At 68.8% G+C, this 15,692-nt stretch carries 10 protein-coding genes; 8 read left to right on the forward strand and 2 right to left on the reverse strand.

What is annotated here, in order from left to right; genetic code table 11:
• Positions 1–117 precede the first annotated feature (117 nt).
• Both D7006_RS22140 and polA read right to left on the reverse strand, forming a co-directional pair.
• Positions 118–462 (reverse strand): RidA family protein, encoded by a 345-nt coding sequence (locus D7006_RS22140; protein WP_237354573.1) that lies wholly within the window; start codon positions 460–462, stop codon positions 118–120.
• Between the two features lie 242 nt (positions 463–704).
• Positions 705–3,689: a DNA polymerase I gene (gene polA / locus D7006_RS22145; RefSeq protein WP_237354574.1), complete on the reverse strand. Its 2,985-nt coding sequence runs from the start codon at positions 3,687–3,689 to the stop codon at positions 705–707.
• Positions 3,690–4,169: 480 nt separating this feature from the next.
• Here polA and D7006_RS22150 point away from each other — a divergent pair, with 480 nt between their 5' ends.
• The 8 genes from D7006_RS22150 (at position 4,170) to D7006_RS22185 (ending at position 15,401) form a co-directional block, all read left to right on the forward strand.
• Positions 4,170–5,534 carry a CmpA/NrtA family ABC transporter substrate-binding protein gene (locus D7006_RS22150; RefSeq protein ID WP_237354575.1) on the forward strand — a complete coding sequence of 455 codons (1,365 nt, stop codon included), beginning with the start codon at positions 4,170–4,172 and terminating at the stop codon, positions 5,532–5,534.
• 70 nt (positions 5,535–5,604) lie between these two features.
• Positions 5,605–6,510 carry a nitrate ABC transporter permease gene (gene ntrB / locus D7006_RS22155; protein WP_237354576.1) on the forward strand — a complete coding sequence of 302 codons (906 nt, stop codon included), beginning with the start codon at positions 5,605–5,607 and terminating at the stop codon, positions 6,508–6,510.
• Positions 6,511–6,520: 10 nt separating this feature from the next.
• Positions 6,521–7,315 (forward strand): ABC transporter ATP-binding protein, encoded by a 795-nt coding sequence (locus tag D7006_RS22160; RefSeq protein WP_237354577.1) that lies wholly within the window; start codon positions 6,521–6,523, stop codon positions 7,313–7,315.
• A gap of 110 nt (positions 7,316–7,425) precedes the next feature.
• The gene (locus tag D7006_RS22165) at positions 7,426–7,851 is read left to right on the forward strand and encodes a globin family protein (protein WP_237356975.1); all 426 of its coding nucleotides are present in this window, start codon (positions 7,426–7,428) and stop codon (positions 7,849–7,851) included.
• Positions 7,852–7,861: 10 nt separating this feature from the next.
• Entirely contained in the window at positions 7,862–9,076 is a 1,215-nt protein-coding gene (locus D7006_RS22170; RefSeq protein ID WP_237354578.1) for an NAD(P)/FAD-dependent oxidoreductase, read from the forward strand.
• Positions 9,077–9,098: 22 nt separating this feature from the next.
• Positions 9,099–10,859 carry a NirA family protein gene (locus tag D7006_RS22175; RefSeq protein WP_237354579.1) on the forward strand — a complete coding sequence of 587 codons (1,761 nt, stop codon included), beginning with the start codon at positions 9,099–9,101 and terminating at the stop codon, positions 10,857–10,859.
• Between the two features lie 207 nt (positions 10,860–11,066).
• Positions 11,067–12,689 (forward strand): sulfite reductase subunit alpha, encoded by a 1,623-nt coding sequence (locus tag D7006_RS22180; protein WP_237354580.1) that lies wholly within the window; start codon positions 11,067–11,069, stop codon positions 12,687–12,689.
• A 36-nt stretch (positions 12,690–12,725) separates the two neighbouring features.
• Positions 12,726–15,401, forward strand: coding sequence for a nitrate reductase (locus D7006_RS22185; protein WP_237354581.1), 2,676 nt, complete (start codon positions 12,726–12,728; stop codon positions 15,399–15,401).
• The last annotated feature ends 291 nt before the right edge of the window (positions 15,402–15,692 follow it).

Genomic DNA, 15,692 nt, shown 5'->3' on the forward strand with positions numbered 1-15,692 from the left:
ACGGCACCATACCCCTCACCCCGACCCTCTCCCGCCTGAACTCGGCTGATGCCGAGTTCATTTCGTGAAAGCCGAAGTCGGCAAAAGCCGACTTCGGGGGAGAGGGAGACCCTGAGATCAGCCGCGGGCGGCGACGACGATGATCTCGACCAGGAACTGCGGCGCGGCGAGCTTGCCTTCGCTGGTGGCGCGGGCGGGGGGATTGGCCTTGTCCACCCAGCTGTCCCACACGCTGTTCATGGCGGCGAAATTCTTGATGTCCGACAGCCAGATGGTGGCGGTGAGGATGCGCGACTTGTCGGTGCCGGCGCGGGCCAGCAGGCTGTCGATGGAGGCGAGCACGGCCTTCGTCTGGCTCTCCACGTCCGGCCCCTCGGCCACCTGGCCGGCGAGATAGACGGTGTTGCCGTGGATCACCGCCTCGCTCATGCGGGCGCCCTTGTCGAGCCGTTCGATGCTCATGATGTGTCCTCTTGTTGGGGATGGCGGGTGTTTAGCAGCATCCGGGGCGGAGGCGTCAACCATCTCGGGCGGTCTCGCTCCCTCCCGGCGTCATCCCCCCGCCTTGTGCGGGGGATCCACCTGTGGCCCGGCGCGGTGCCAGAGTTCGGTGAGCGGCCCATCGGCCAAGTGGATGCCCCGGACAAGCCGGGGCATGACTGCGCAAAGGCGGGTTGCAGTCGGCCGGAACGCGAGAGCGGTGCTCAGTGCGCCTCTTCCCAGTTCTTCGCCGCCCGGGCGTCCACCTTCAGCGGCACGGCGAGGTGGACGGCGGGCGCCGCCGCGCTCTCCATGGCCTGGCGCACCACGGGAATGGTGGCCTCGGCCTCGGCCTCCGGCACCTCGAAAACCAGTTCGTCGTGCACCTGCAGCAGCATCCGGGCGGATAGGCCCGCCTCAACCAGCGCCGGCTCCATGCGGATCATGGCGCGGCGGATGATGTCGGCGGCGGTGCCCTGGAGGCGGGCATTGATGGCGGCGCGCTCGTTGAAGGCGCGCAGAGACGGGTTCTTCGCCGCGATGTCGGGATAGTGGCAGCGCCGGCCGAACAGCGTCTCCACATATCCGTGCTCGCGGCAGAAGGTCTTGGTCTCCTCCATATAGTCGCGGATGCCGGGGAAACGCTCGAAATAGCGCTTGATGTACTGCCCCGCCTCCTCGCGCGGAATGCCCAGCTGGTTGGCGAGGCCGAAGGCGGAGATGCCGTAGATGATGCCGAAATTGATGGCCTTCGCCCGCCGCCGGATTTCCCCCGGCATGTCCTTCACCGGCACGCCGAACATCTCGGAGGCCGTCATGGCGTGGATGTCCAGCCCGTCCGTGAAGGCCTGCCGCAGTGCCGGGATCTCGGCGATCTCGGCGAGCAGCCGCAATTCGATCTGCGAATAGTCGGCCGAGACGAGGAGATTGCCCTCCTCCGCCACGAAGGCGCGGCGGATGCGCCGGCCTTCCTCGGTGCGCACCGGGATGTTCTGGAGGTTGGGATCGGAGGAGGAGAGCCGCCCCGTGGTGGTGGCCGCCAGCGCATAGGAGGTGTGGACGCGCTTGGTCTGCGGATGCACGAAATTCGGCAGCGCGTCCGTATAGGTGGAGCGCAGCTTGGAGAGCTGGCGCCATTCGAGGATCTTCTGCGGCAGCTTGTGGCCCAGCTCGGCCAGCTCCTCCAGCGCGGTGGCCTTGGTGGACCACATGCCGGTGGCGGTCTTGGTGCCGCCGGGAAGGCCCATCTTGCCGAACAGGATGTCGCCCATCTGCTTGGGCGAGCCCACGTTCAGCCGCTCGCCGGCCAATTCCGCGATCTCGTCCTCCACCCGCGCCGCGCCCTGCGCGAATTCGGAGGAGAGCCGCGCCAGAATGGTCTTGTCGATGGCGATGCCACGGCTCTCCATGCGCGCCAGCACGGGAATGAGGGGGCGTTCCAGCGTCTCGTAGACCGTGGTCCGGCCCTCGGCGGCGAGGCGGGGCTTAAGCACCTGCCACAGGCGCAGCGTCACGTCCGCATCCTCGGCGGCGTAGGCGGTGGCGGGCTCCAGCGCCACCTTGTCGAAGGTGATCTGCGCCTTGCCCTTCCCCGTCACCTCCGAATAGGCGATGGGCTGGTGGCCGAGATGGAGCACGGAAAGCTCGTCCATGCCATGGCCGTTCCGGCCGGCATCCAGCGCGTAGGACATGCACATGGTGCAGTCGATGGGCGAGACCTGAATGCCGTGGCGGGCCAGCACCAGCTCGTCATACTTCACATTGTGCCCGATCTTGAGCGTGCCCCTGTCCTCGAGCATGGGCTTCAGCGCCGCGACCGCATCGGCGAGGGAAATCTGCCCCGGCAGCAGGCCCTCGCTGAACAGGCCGTCGCCCGCGCCCTGATGCAGCAGCGGGATGTAGCAGGCCTCATTGGGCGAGAGCGCCAGCGAGACGCCCACGAGGTCCGCCTGCATGGGATCGAGGGAATTGGTCTCGGTGTCGAAGGCGACGACACCGAGGTCGATGGCCTTCGCGCACCACGCCTTCAGCTCGGCGAGATCGAGGATGGTGCGGTAGGCCTTGCGGTCCACCGGCGTCGCCCGCGCGGCCTGCGCGCGCTGGTGGGCGAGATCGGAGGGGGTGGGTGTGCCGCTGGGGGCAGCGGGGGCAGCGCCCGGCTGGGCGACGGCCGGCGCTTCCCCATCTGCGGGGGGCGCGGCGGGGGCGAAGAGATCGCCGCCGCTGGGCGCCAGCTTCGGGTCCGGGTCCACCTCGCCGGCCTCCACGCCATAGGCCTCGGCCACGCGGCGGGTGATGGTGGTGAATTCCATGGCCTTGAGGAAGGAGATGAGGCGCTTGGCGTCCGGGTCCTCCAGCACGAGGTCCTCCAGCGGCACTTCCACCGCCACGTCGCGCACCAGCGTGACGAGCTGCTTGGAGATGCGCGCGGCGTCCTGATTGTTCATGAGCGACTCGCGCCGCTTGGGCTGCTTGATCTCGCCGGCGCGGGCGAGCAGCGTTTCCAGGTCGCCATATTCGGCGATGAGCTGGGCGGCGGTCTTGATGCCGATGCCGGGCACGCCGGGCACGTTGTCGGTGGAATCACCGGCCAGCGCCTGCACGTCCGTGACCTTCTCCGGCGGCACGCCGAAATATTCCACGACCTCGCCGAGGCCGATGCGCCGTTCCGGCCGCGCCCCGCGCCCGCCGCTCTCGCCGGAGGCGGGATCGTACATGGCGACCTTGGGGCCGATGAGCTGCATCAGGTCCTTGTCGGCGGAGACGATGAGCACGTCAGCCCCGGCCTTCACCGCCTGCTCGGCATAGGTGGCGATGATGTCGTCCGCCTCGTAGCGCGCCTGCTCCACCGGGATGAGGCCGAAGGCGCGCACCGCTTCGCGCATGAGCGGGAACTGGGGAATCAGCTCGTCCGGCGGCTCGGAGCGGTTGGCCTTGTAGTCGGGATAAAGCTCCTTGCGGAACGAATCCTCCGACTTGTCGAAGACGATGGCGAGGTGGGTGGGGCGGATGCCCACCGCCCCGTCGCGCACGAACTGGAACAGCTTGGTGCAGAACAGCCGCACCGCACCCGTGGGCAGCCGGTCCGAGCGGAAATTGTACTTCCGGTCCTGGTTGATGGACTGGAAATAGGCGCGGAACACGAAGGACGAGCCATCCACCAGGAACACATGGTCGCCGGGCTTGAGGGGGCGGGGAGAGGGGGACATGGGGCGTCCTTCAAAGGTCCGGCGGCAGCGGCGATCAGAGGTCTGGATCGGGGGTCGATCGAAGGCGCGCACGATGCCCGAGGGGGCGGCCAGGAACAAGAGCCGTGGCACCCGCTGAACGCGCGCGTCGCCGGCGCGGGAAAGCCCGCCAGCCTAACGGCCAAGCCGCGCCGCAGCGCACACTTCGCAGGCATCTGCATCACCAGATGAACAACGGAAGTGCAGGCACCGCGCACGCCCAATTTTTCATCATTCGAAATTCAATCTCAGAATCAAAGGCCTAAGCATTTGGGCGCAGTTGGCCCATCACTTGCTTTTATCAGTCCGGCGCAGTCGATGATGACCGCGACCCATATTCGTCCCAACGATGGGACCCGCAGCAGAGCCGCTGACAGCCATGACCGGAAGGTCGTGAGCATGTCCGCGGCTTTTTTCGTTTCGGGTCTCCTCGTCCGCCTTTGCCGATCCAGGGGAAAGAACATGAGCGACGCTTCCAAGTCCGGACCCAACGAGACCGTCTCCACCGCCACGCCCGACGCCAAGGCCACCGGCGTCTCGCGCCGCTCGCTCCTGAAGGGCACCGCCGCCGCCCTCGGCACCGCCGCCTTGTTCGAGAGCATCCGCATGGCGTTCCCCGGCGGCGTGCCGGCGGCCTATGCCTCCGAAGCGCCAGAGACCAACAAGGCGACGCTCGGCTTCATCGCCCTCACCGACGCGGCGCCCCTGTTCGTCGCCAAGGAAAAGGGCCTGTTCGACAAATACGGCATGACCGACGTGACGGTGGCCAAGCAGGCCTCCTGGGGCACCACGCGCGACAACCTCGTGCTCGGCTCCGAGGGCAACGGCATCGACGGCGCCCACATCCTCACCCCGATGCCCTACCTGATCTCCGCCGGCAAGGTGACGCAGAACAACGTCCCTACCCCCATGTACATCCTCTCTCGGCTGAACCTGAACAGCCAGTGCATCTCGGTGGGCCAGGAGTATATCGACCTTAAGATCGGCCTCGACACCAAGCCCTTCAAGGAAGCGCTGGACAAGAAAAAGGCCTCCGGCAAGTCGGTGAAGGCCGCCATGACCTTCCCCGGTGGCACCCATGACCTTTGGATCCGCTACTGGCTCGCCGCCGGCGGCATCGATCCGGACAAGGACATCGAGACCATCGTCGTCCCGCCGGCCCAGATGGTGGCCAACATGAAGGTGGGCACCATGGACTGCTTCTGTGTCTGCGAGCCGTGGAACGAGCAGCTCATCCACCAGAAGATCGGCTACACCGCCGTCACCACCGGCGAGCTCTGGAAGGACCATCCGGAGAAGGCCTTCGGCATGCGCGCCGCCTATGTGGACAAGAACCCCAAGGCCGCCATGGCGCTGCTGAAGGCTGTGATGGAAGCCCAGATGTGGTGCGACAAGATGGAAAACCGCGAGGAAGTCGCGGCCATCTGCGCCAAGCGCCAGTGGATCAACGTGCCGGTCGCCGACGTGGTGGACCGCATGAAGGGCAAGTTCGACTACGGCACCGGCCGCGTAGTCGAGAAGAGCCCGGTGATGATGAAGTATTGGCAGGACAATGCGTCCTACCCCTACCAGAGCCACGACCTGTGGTTCATCACCGAGGACCAGCGCTGGGGCAAGTTCGAGCCCGATTACGACGCCAAGGCCCTCATCGCCAAGGTGAACCGCGAGGACATGTGGCGCGAGGCGGCGAAAGCCCTCTCCGTGCCGGCGGCCCAGATCCCCACCTCCACCTCGCGCGGCAAGGAGACCTTCTTCGACGGCAAGGTCTTCGATCCGGAAAACCCGTCCGCCTACCTGTCGAGCCTCGGCATCAAGCGGATCTCGTGATCGCGCGGCGCCGCCCCTGATCCAAGACCACGGGGGCGGCGCCCCCTGCCCCGAACCCGGAGACGCATTCATGTCCATGCCCGCCCTCAAGCTAGAAAAATCCTCGCCTGCCAAGATGGCGCAAGCCCCGGCAGCCCAGGTGGTGAAGATGCCGGCGCGCCAGCGCCCGGCGCTGGCGGAGAAGATCGTGCCCTTCCTGAAGTCGGCCGCGGCCAACATCATCCCGCCCGTCGTCGTCATCGCCCTGCTGGTAGGCCTGTGGCAGATCCTGTGCAGCGCCCCGGGCGCGGCCCTGCCGCCGCCCTCCTCCATCATCCAGAATTCGTGGGAGCTGATCGCCCACCCCTTCTATGACCGCGGCGGCCTCGACAAGGGCCTGTTCTGGCACATCCTCGCCTCGCTCCAGCGCGTGGCGGTGGGCTACAGCCTCGCGGCGGTGGCGGGCGTCGGCCTCGGCGTGCTCATCGGCCAGTCCACTTGGGCCATGCGCGGGCTCGACCCGCTGTTCCAGGTGCTGCGCACCGTGCCGCCGCTCGCCTGGCTGCCGCTCTCCCTCGCCGCCTTCCGCGACGGCCAGCCCGCAGCGGTGTTCGTCATCTTCATCACCGCCATCTGGCCGATCATTATCAACACGGCGGTGGGCATCCGCAACATCCCACAGGATTACCGGAACGTTGCTGCGGTGCTGCGGCTGAACCCGCTTGAATTCTTCACGAAGATCATGATCCCGGCAGCGGCGCCCTACATCTTCACCGGCCTACGCATCGGCATCGGCCTGTCCTGGCTCGCCATCATCGCGGCGGAGATGCTCATCGGCGGCGTGGGCATCGGCTTCTTCATCTGGGATGCGTGGAACTCGTCGCTCATCGGCGACATCATCGTGGCGCTTATCTATGTCGGCATCACCGGGTTCATTCTCGACCGCGTGATCGCCGCCATCGGCGCCTTCGTCACCCGCGGCACCGCCGCTGCCTGAGGAGGTCGCCATGGGCGCCTATCTGAAGCTCGATCACATCGACAAGACCTTCACCCGCGGCTCCGCCTCCACCAACGTGCTGAAGGAGGTGACGCTCGACATCGACAAGGGCGAATACGTCTCCATCATCGGCCATTCCGGCTGCGGCAAGTCCACTTTGCTCAACATCGTGGCCGGCCTCACCTCAGCCACCACCGGAGGCGTGATCCTTGACGGGCGGGAGGTGAATTCCCCCGGCCCGGACCGCGCCGTCGTGTTCCAGAACCACTCGCTGCTGCCCTGGCTCACCGTCTACGACAATGTGCGCCTCGCGGTGGACAAGGTGTTCTCCGGCACCCGCTCGCGCGCCGAGCGGCACGACTGGACCCTGCACAATCTCGACCTCGTGCAGATGGGCCATGCCAAGGACAAGCGCCCCTCGGAAATCTCCGGCGGCATGAAGCAGCGCGTCGGCATCGCCCGGGCGCTCGCCATGGAACCGAAGGTGCTGCTGCTGGACGAGCCCTTCGGCGCGCTGGATGCGCTCACCCGCGCGCACCTTCAGGACAGCGTGATGCAGATCCACGCCACGCTGGGGAACACCATCCTCATGATCACCCACGACGTGGACGAGGCGGTGCTGCTCTCCGACCGCATCGTGATGATGACCAACGGCCCCTCCGCCTATGTGGGCGAGGTGCTGGAGGTGAACCTGCCGCGTCCGCGCAAGCGCCTCGATCTGGTGACCAACGCCACCTACCTCAAGGCCCGCGAGGCGGTGCTGAAATTCCTCCACGAGCGCCACCGCTTCGTCGAGGCCGCCTGACCTGACACCCGGCGCGGGCCTGCCCGCGCCACTCCACAGTCCGCCGACACCACGTGCCCAACCGGCGCGCGCAGGTTCGTGCGCCCTTCATCAGGAATTTTGCCATGAGCCTGACCCCGAGCCAGATCGAGCTGATCCAGGATTCGTTCCGCAAGGTGGTGCCCATCGCCGACACCGCCGCCGCGCTCTTCTACGGCCGCCTGTTCGAGATCGTGCCCGAGGTGAAGCCCCTGTTCAAGGGCGACATGAGCCTCCAGGGCGCCAAGCTCATGGCGACGCTCGGCCTCGTCGTCGCCGGCCTCAACGACCTCTCGAAGATCGTCCCCGCCGCCGAGAGCCTCGCCCGCAAACACGTGGCCTATGGCGTGAAGGACGAACACTACGCCCCCGTCGGTGCCGCGCTGATCTGGACGCTGGAGCGCGGCCTCGGCCCGGATTTCACCCCCGAGACCAAGGACGCCTGGGTGGAGGCCTACGGCATCCTCTCCTCCGTCATGATCGCCGCCTCCGCCGAGGCGCCGGTTCCGGCCGAGTGAGGAGGACAGCGTGAGCGAGCCCCTTCTTGTCATCGGCAACGGCATGGCCGCCGCGAAGCTCTGCGAGGAGCTGACGCGGCGCGCGCTCGGCCGCCACGCCGTGGCGGTGATCGGGGCTGAGCCGCACCTCGCCTATAACCGCGTGCTCCTCTCCGAGGTGCTCGCCGGCCACATGACCGCCGCCGAGGCGGAGATGAAGCCCGCCGCCTGGTGGCGCGAGCGGGGCGTGACCCTGCAATACGGCACCCCCGCCGCCGCCATCGACCGCGCCGCGCGCGACGTGATCCTCGCCGATGGCCGCCGCCTGCCCTTCGGCAAGCTGGTGCTCGCCACCGGCTCCCACCCCATCCGCCTGCCGCTGCCGGGCATGGACCTGCCCGGTGTCCACACCTTTCGCGATCTCGACGACGTGGAGGCCCTGCTGGCCGCCGCCGCCGTGCCGGGCACGCGCGCCGTGGTCATCGGCGGCGGGCTGCTCGGCATCGAGGCCGCCGCTGGTTTGGCCGGCGCGGGCGTCGAGACACGCCTCGTCCACCTTCAGGACCGGCTGATGGAGCGACAGCTCGACGCCGCCGCCGGTGCCTTCCTCAAGCGGGCGGTGGAGGCCAAGGGCATTGAGGTGCTGCTGGGCGCCGCGAGCGAGGCCATCGAGGGCGAAAGCCGCGTCACCGGCCTGCGCCTCAAGGACGGCCGCGTCATTCCCGCCGACATTCTGGTGGTGGCCTGCGGCGTCATCCCCAATGCGGACCTCGCCCGCGCGGCGGGGCTGGACGTGAAGCGCGGCATCGTGGTGGACGACACCCTCGCCGCATCCGATCCCGACATCTTCGCCATCGGCGAATGCGCCGAGCATCGCGGCATGACTTATGGCCTCGTCGCCCCGGCCTATGAGCAGGCCGGCGTGCTCGCCCGTCGCCTCGCTGGGGAGGATGCGCGCTATGAGGGCTCGGTCGTCTCCACCAATCTCAAGGTGTCGGGCGTGCCCGTCTTCTCCGCCGGAGATGTGACGGGAGGGCCGGGCACCGAGGACATCGTGCTCACCGATCGCGGGCTCGGCGTCTACCGCCGGCTCATCGTGAAGGACGGCCGGCTCGCCGGCGCCGTGCTGTTCGGCGACACGGCGGACGGCCTCTTCTATCTCGACCTCATCACAAGCCGCACCCCCATCGCCGCCATGCGGACCGAGCTTGCGTTCGGCCGCGATGCGGTGGCGGCCGCAGCCTGACAAGAAGAAGAAAGGAAACCCCATGGGCGCCGATTTCACCCTCGACCAGAAGCGCTATCTGGAAGGCTTCGTCTCCGGCGCCAAGGCCGTGCAGATCGCCCGCGGGGCTGCCCCCGCGCCTTCGGCCGCGCCCGTCGCCGAGATGACCGGGCCGGATGCCGCCAGCCATCGCGCCATGGCGCGCACCGAGGCCGAGGGCCGGAAGCTCACGCCCGAGGAGAAGGCGAAGCGCGAGGAGCTGGGCCTCGACGCCTATGACCGCATGCGCCACGCCGCCCGCGAGGGCACCTTTCCCAAGGGGCCGGACGTGCTGCGCTGGAAGTATCACGGCCTGTTCTACGTGGCGCCGGCGCAGGACAGCTTCATGTGCCGCATGCGCATTCCCGGCGGCATCCTCACCCACTGGCAGTTCCGCGGCGTCGCCGACATTGCCGAGCGCCATGGCGGCGGCTTCACCGACATCACCACCCGCGCCAATCTCCAGATCCGCGAGATCCCGCCGACGGACAGCATAGCCGTGCTGGAGGGGCTGGTTTCCCTCGGCCTCACGGCCAAGGGCTCCGGCGCGGACAACATCCGCAATGTCACCGGCACCCCCACCGCCGGCATCGACCCCCAGGAACTCCTCGACACCCGCCCGCTGGCGAGCGCGTGGCACCATTGCATCCTGAACAGCCGCGACATGTACGGCCTGCCGCGCAAGTTCAACGTGGCCTTCGACGGCGCCGGCACCATCGGCGCGCTGGAGGACACCAACGACATCGGCTTCCAGGCGGTGGACGTGATGGACGGCTTCGGCGTCACGCCCGGCGTGTGGCTGCGCCTCGTGCTGGGTGGCATCACCGGCCACAAGGATTTCGCCCGCGACACCGGCATCGTGGTGCGGCCGGAGGAGGCGGTGGACGTGGCGGCGGCTATCGTGCGCGCCTTCATCGACACCGGCGACCGCACCGACCGCAAGAAGGCGCGGCTGAAATACGTGCTGGATTCCCTGGGCTTCGACGGCTTCCTGAAGCTGGTGGAAGGAAAGCTCGGCCGCCCCTTCACCCGCCTTGCCGCCGAGGCGGTGAAGCCGCGCGCGGAGCCGGACCGGCTCGCCCATCTGGGCGTCCACCCGCAGAAGCAGGCGGGCCTGAACTATGTGGGCATCGCCACCCCCGTGGGCCGCATGAGCGCGACGCAGATGCGCGGCCTCGCTGACATTTCGGCGCGCTTCGGGGATGGCGACATCCGCCTCACCGTCTGGCAGAACCTGCTCATCTCCGGCATCGCCGATGCCGACATCGCGACCGTCACGGACGCGGTGGAAGCCCTCGGCCTCAGCACGAAGGCAACACCGCTCCAGGCCGGCATCGTCGCCTGCACCGGGGCGAAGGGCTGCCGCTTCGCAGCGGCCGACACCAAGGGCACCGCGCGGGCCATTCTGGCGCACTGCGAAGAGCGGGTGACCCTCGACGGGCCGGTGAACATCCATGTCACCGGCTGCCACAATTCCTGCGCCCAGCATTATATCGGCGATATCGGGCTGATCGGGGCGCGGGTGCCCGTCAATGACGACGGGGACACGGTGGACGGCTATCACATCCTCGTCGGCGGAGGCTTCGGCAGCGCGGCCGCCATCGCCCGCGAGCTTTACCAGAACGTGCCGGCGGAAGACGCCCCGGCCGTGGTGGAACGCCTGCTGAAAAGCTGGATCACCCATCGCGTCGCGGGCGAGAGCTTCGCCGATTTCACCCGCCGCCTCGACCCCGACGCGCTGAAGGCGCTGGCGGCGGCGGCATGAGGGAGCAAGGCAGAAGGAATTTGCCGCTGCGCGAGGTTTTGCGCTGGGTCCCGGCTCTCCTTCCACTGCGCTCCGCTTCGTTTCAGTCGGCCGGGACACGAGACCGGCTTCGCCCCCCGGACGCATGGAGCGTCAACGCAATGCGAGCCGGGGCCCAGCGCAAGACACGAGCGCCGCAGGCGCTCTCCTGATCCAGAGACACGCCCCATGAGCCTCCAGTCCCGTCCCCCCATCGTCCCGGTCCTGCCCGACAGCGCCCCCTTCACGGCGGAGCAGCGCGCGTGGCTGAACGGCTTCTTCGCCGCCATCCTCTCCACCGAGACGGCGCCCGCCCCCATGGCCCTCTCGGCCGGCGACGCGGCGGCGCTGATGCCGGACATCTCCGCGCCAGCCGCCGCCGAGGAGGACGATGGCGCCCCCTGGCACGACCCCGCCATGCCGCTGGTCGAGCGCATGGCGCTGGCCGAGGGCAAGCCTTTGCCCCGGCGCATGATGGCGGCCATGGCGCAGCAGGATTGCGGCCAATGCGGCTATGTCTGCGAGAGCTACGCCAAGGCCCTGGCGAGCGGCGCCGAGAGCAAGCTCAACCTCTGCGCCCCCGGCGGCAAGGACACGCTGCGCATGCTGAAACAGCTCGCAGCGGAAACCTCCGCCCCCGCCGAGCCCGCGCCTGTTGCCGAAGCCCCCGCCCCGGCCGTCGTCCACGCGGCGCCCGCCGCCACCGGCACCCGCGAAAATCCCGGCGAAGTCACCTTTCTCTCCCGCACCCGCCTCAACGCGGCGGGCTCGGAGAAGGAGACGTGGCATGTGGAGTTCGACCTTTCCGGCTCCGGCATCGACTATGCCGCCGGCGACAGCTTCGGCGTCTTCCCGGTGAACGATCCCGGCCTCGTCGCAGCGGTGCTGGAGGCGCTGCACGCCCCCGCCGATTTCCCCATCGCCGGCCACACGCTCGCCGAGGTGCTGGCCCGCGAAGTGTGCCTGAAATCGGCGCCGGACGCGCTCTTCACCCTCATCTCCTATCTCGTCGGCGGGGAGCGCAAGGCGAAGGCCCGCGCGCTCGCGAACGGCGAGGACCCGGACGGCGATGCCGCCACCCTCGACGTGCTGGCGGCGCTCACGAAATTCCCCGGCATCCGGCCCGATCCGGAAGCCCTCATCGAGTGCCTGGAGCCGCTGCAGCCGCGCCTTTATTCCATCTCCTCCAGCCCCGTCGCCACGCCCGGCCGCCTCACCCTCACGGTGGATGCGGTGCGCTATGATCTCGATGGCCGCACGCGGCTCGGCGTCGCCTCCACCTTCCTCGGCGACCGCCTCGCGCCGGGCACGCGGATGAAGGCCTATATCCAGAAGGCGCACGGCTTCGCCCTGCCGCAGGATCTGGCGAAGGACGTCATCATGGTCGGCCCCGGCACCGGCATCGCGCCGTTCCGCTCCTTCCTCCACGAGCGGCTGGCGACCAAGGCCCCGGGGCGCAACTGGCTGTTCTTCGGCCATCAGCGCCGCGAGACGGATTTCTTCTATGAGGATGAGCTCTCGGGCCTTCAGGCTGCCGGCTGCCTCACCCGGCTGGACACCGCATGGTCCCGCGACGGCGACCGCAAGGTCTATGTGCAGGATCGCATCCGCGAGGCCGGCGCTGAGCTGTGGGGCTGGATGAAGGGCGGAGCCCATTTCTATGTCTGCGGCGATGCCAAGCGCATGGCGAAGGATGTGGAGACCGCCGTCGCCGATGTGGCCGCCACCCATGGCGGGCTCTCGGCCGAGGCGGCGGCGAAATTCGTCGCCGATCTCAAGACCGCCGGGCGCTATCAGGCCGATGTGTACTGAGCTAGAAATAATCGCCCAGCCTCAGGCAGGACCGGCATGAACGCCCCGCTCGCCTCGCCCCCTTCGGTGAAGACCACCTGCCCCTATTGCGGCGTCGGCTGCGGCGTGAAGGCGACGCCGGACGGGCTGGGCGGCGCGCTCATCGAGGGCGATCATGACCACCCCGCCAATCTCGGCCGCCTGTGCTCCAAGGGCGCGGCGCTGGGCGAGACGCTGGGGCTCGAAACCCGCCTGCTCCATCCCATGTTGCGCGGGGCGGACGGCGTGCTCGCCCGCGCAACGTGGGACGCGGCGCTCGACCGCATCGCCGGTGACCTCAGGGACATCATCGACCGGCACGGGCCGGGGGCGGTGGCCTTCTATCTTTCCGGTCAGTTGCTGACCGAGGATTATTACGCCGCCAACAAGCTGGCCAAGGGCTTCCTCGGCACGGCGAACGTGGACACCAATTCCCGCCTGTGCATGTCCTCTTCCGTCGCCGGCCACAAGCGCGGCTTCGGCTCGGACACGGTGCCGGGCAGCTATGAGGATCTGGATGGGGCGGACCTCATCGTCCTCACCGGCTCCAACACGGCATGGTGCCATCCCGTCCTGTTCCGCCGCATGGAACAGGCGCGCAAGGCGCGGGGCACCAAGCTGGTGGTGATCGATCCGCGCCGCACCGATACGGGGGCCGAGGCGGACCTCTTCCTGCCGCTCGCCCACGGCTCCGACGCAATTCTCTTCTCCGGCCTCCTCGTGCATCTGGCGCAGAGCCTGGCCTTCGATGCCGCTTATGTGGAGGCGCACACCACCGGATTTGCCGAGGCGCTCGCCGCCGCCCGCGCGGTGGCGCCCGATGTCGAGACCACCGCGCGCGCCTGCGGGCTGGCGGTGGAGGACGTGGAACGCTTCTTCGCGCTGTTCACCGAAACGCGGCGCACCGTCACCTGCTATTCGCAGGGGGTGAACCAGTCGGCCGTGGGCACCGACAAGGTGAACGCCATCCTCAACTGCCATCTCGCCACCGGCCGCATCGGGCGGGAGGGTATGGGGCCCTTCTCCCTCACCGGCCAGCCCAATGCCATGGGCGGGCGCGAAGTGGGCGGGCTCGCCAACCAGCTCGCCGCCCATATGGGCTTCTCCCCCGCCGAGGTGGACCGCGTGCGCCGCTTCTGGGGCGCACCGCACATGGCCGAGCATGAGGGCCGCAAAGCGGTGGATATGTTCGCCGCCATCGGCCGGGGCGAAATCAAGGCCCTGTGGGTGATGGGCACCAACCCCGCCGTGAGCCTGCCCGAGGCGGACGGCGTGCGCACCGCGGTGGAGGGCTTGGAGCTGTTCGTCCTCTCCGAGAACGTTCAGTCCAACGACACCGCCGCCTGCCGCCCCCATGTGATGCTGCCGGCCGCCGCCTGGGGCGAGAAGGACGGCACCGTCACCAATTCCGAGCGCCGCATCTCCCGCCAGCGCCCTTTCCTGCCGCGCCCGGGCGAGGTGAGACCGGACTGGTTGGCGCTCAAAGGCGTGGCGCAGCGCCTCGGCTTCGGCGATGCCTTCGCCTGGCGGGGTCCGGCGGACATCTTCCGCGAGCATGCCGCCCTCTCCGGCTTCGAGAATGACGGGACGCGGGATTTCGACATCTCCGCCTTCGCCGGCCTCACCGAAGCGGCCTACGAGGACATCGCGCCGGTGCAATGGCCCCTGCCCGCCGGCCGAGCCGAGGGCACCGCCCGCCTGTTCGCGGATGGCGGCTATTTCACGCCCGACCTGCGCGCAAGATTCGTCGCCCCGCGCCCGGTGCCGGCGGCGGAAGGCACCGCGCCCTATCCCTTCCTGCTCAACACCGGCCGCATCCGCGACCAGTGGCACACCATGACCCGCACCGGCCTTGCGCCCCGCCTCGGCGCGCACATCCCGGCACCGTTCGTCGCGGTGCATCCGGACGATGCCGCGCCGCTCGGGCTTGCCACCGGCATGCTTGCGGAGGTGACGAGCGCTCACGGGCGCGCGGTGCTGGAGGTGGTGGTGGATGCCGGCCAGCGGCCCGGCACGCTCTTCGCCCCTATCCATTGGAGCCACGCCAATTCGTCCGATGGCCGCGTCGGCGCGCTGGTGCATGCGGTGACCGATCCGATCTCCGGCCAGCCGGACGCCAAGGCGACACCCGCCGCGCTTTCCCCTTACGCCGCCCCGTTCGAGGGCTTCGTTCTGGCGCGCCGCCACATGGCCCTGCCGGAGGGCGTGTGGTGGGCGCGTGCGGCGCTGGAGGGAGGCTATGGCTGGCGCATCGCCGGCCGCATGGGGCCGCAGGACTGGGCGCAATGGGTGACGGCGGAAGGCCCGGCCGATGTAGCCGAGCTGAGCGACACGCCCTCCGGCCTCTACCGCGCCGCGGCTTTCGATGCGGACGGGCGGCTGGATTTCGCGGTGTTCGTCGGCGCCGCCGGCCAGCGCGTGGCGTGGGATGCGCTGAAGGGGCTGCTGGCGTCGGAGGTCTCGGCCGCCGACCGGCGCCTCGTGCTCTCCGGCCGCCGGGCGGGCGCGAATGCCGCCTGCGGGCCGCTCGTGTGCGCCTGCTTCGGGGTGCCGAAGGACACCATCCTGGCCGCCGTCCGGGAGGGTGCCGCCGATGCGGCGGCGGTGGGAGCGCGGCTCAAGGCCGGCACCAATTGCGGCTCGTGCCTGCCGGAAATCCGCAAGCTCATTCTGGAGGCGAAGGCGCCGGCGTGACCGGAGGGCCGAAGGCAGCGCGGGATGGACTTTTTACGCGGCTGTTTTCGAGGGTGCTCAACTCGCAGTCATGGCCGGGCTTGTCCCGGAAGTCGACTGTTGCCGACTTCCGTCTCCGAGAGCGGAACACGCAAACATGCGGGTTCGGGCCATCCAGGTGGATCGGCCGGGAACAGTGGCCACACGCCTCGCGCCATCGGCACGACGTGGATGCCCGGGACAAGCCCGGGCATGACGTGGACTGGCGGACAGGGACGCGAACCCCTCCGGTCAAGCCGGAGGGTAGCGTAA

Origin of the sequence: Xanthobacter sp. YC-JY1 (assembly GCF_021730305.1) — a bacterium.
Lineage (GTDB): Bacteria > Pseudomonadota > Alphaproteobacteria > Rhizobiales > Xanthobacteraceae > Xanthobacter > Xanthobacter flavus.

What these genes read in the sequence shown, in the direction of transcription:
- D7006_RS22140 (WP_237354573.1), bottom strand. Translation starts at nt 462, where the DNA reads ATGAGCATCGAACGGCTCGACAAGGGCGCCCGCATGAGCGAGGCGGTG.
- polA (WP_237354574.1), bottom strand. Translation starts at nt 3,689, where the DNA reads ATGTCCCCCTCTCCCCGCCCCCTCAAGCCCGGCGACCATGTGTTCCTG.
- D7006_RS22150 (WP_237354575.1), top strand. Translation starts at nt 4,170, where the DNA reads ATGAGCGACGCTTCCAAGTCCGGACCCAACGAGACCGTCTCCACCGCC.
- ntrB (WP_237354576.1), top strand. Translation starts at nt 5,605, where the DNA reads ATGTCCATGCCCGCCCTCAAGCTAGAAAAATCCTCGCCTGCCAAGATG.
- D7006_RS22160 (WP_237354577.1), top strand. Translation starts at nt 6,521, where the DNA reads ATGGGCGCCTATCTGAAGCTCGATCACATCGACAAGACCTTCACCCGC.
- D7006_RS22175 (WP_237354579.1), top strand. Translation starts at nt 9,099, where the DNA reads ATGGGCGCCGATTTCACCCTCGACCAGAAGCGCTATCTGGAAGGCTTC.
- D7006_RS22180 (WP_237354580.1), top strand. Translation starts at nt 11,067, where the DNA reads ATGAGCCTCCAGTCCCGTCCCCCCATCGTCCCGGTCCTGCCCGACAGC.
- D7006_RS22185 (WP_237354581.1), top strand. Translation starts at nt 12,726, where the DNA reads ATGAACGCCCCGCTCGCCTCGCCCCCTTCGGTGAAGACCACCTGCCCC.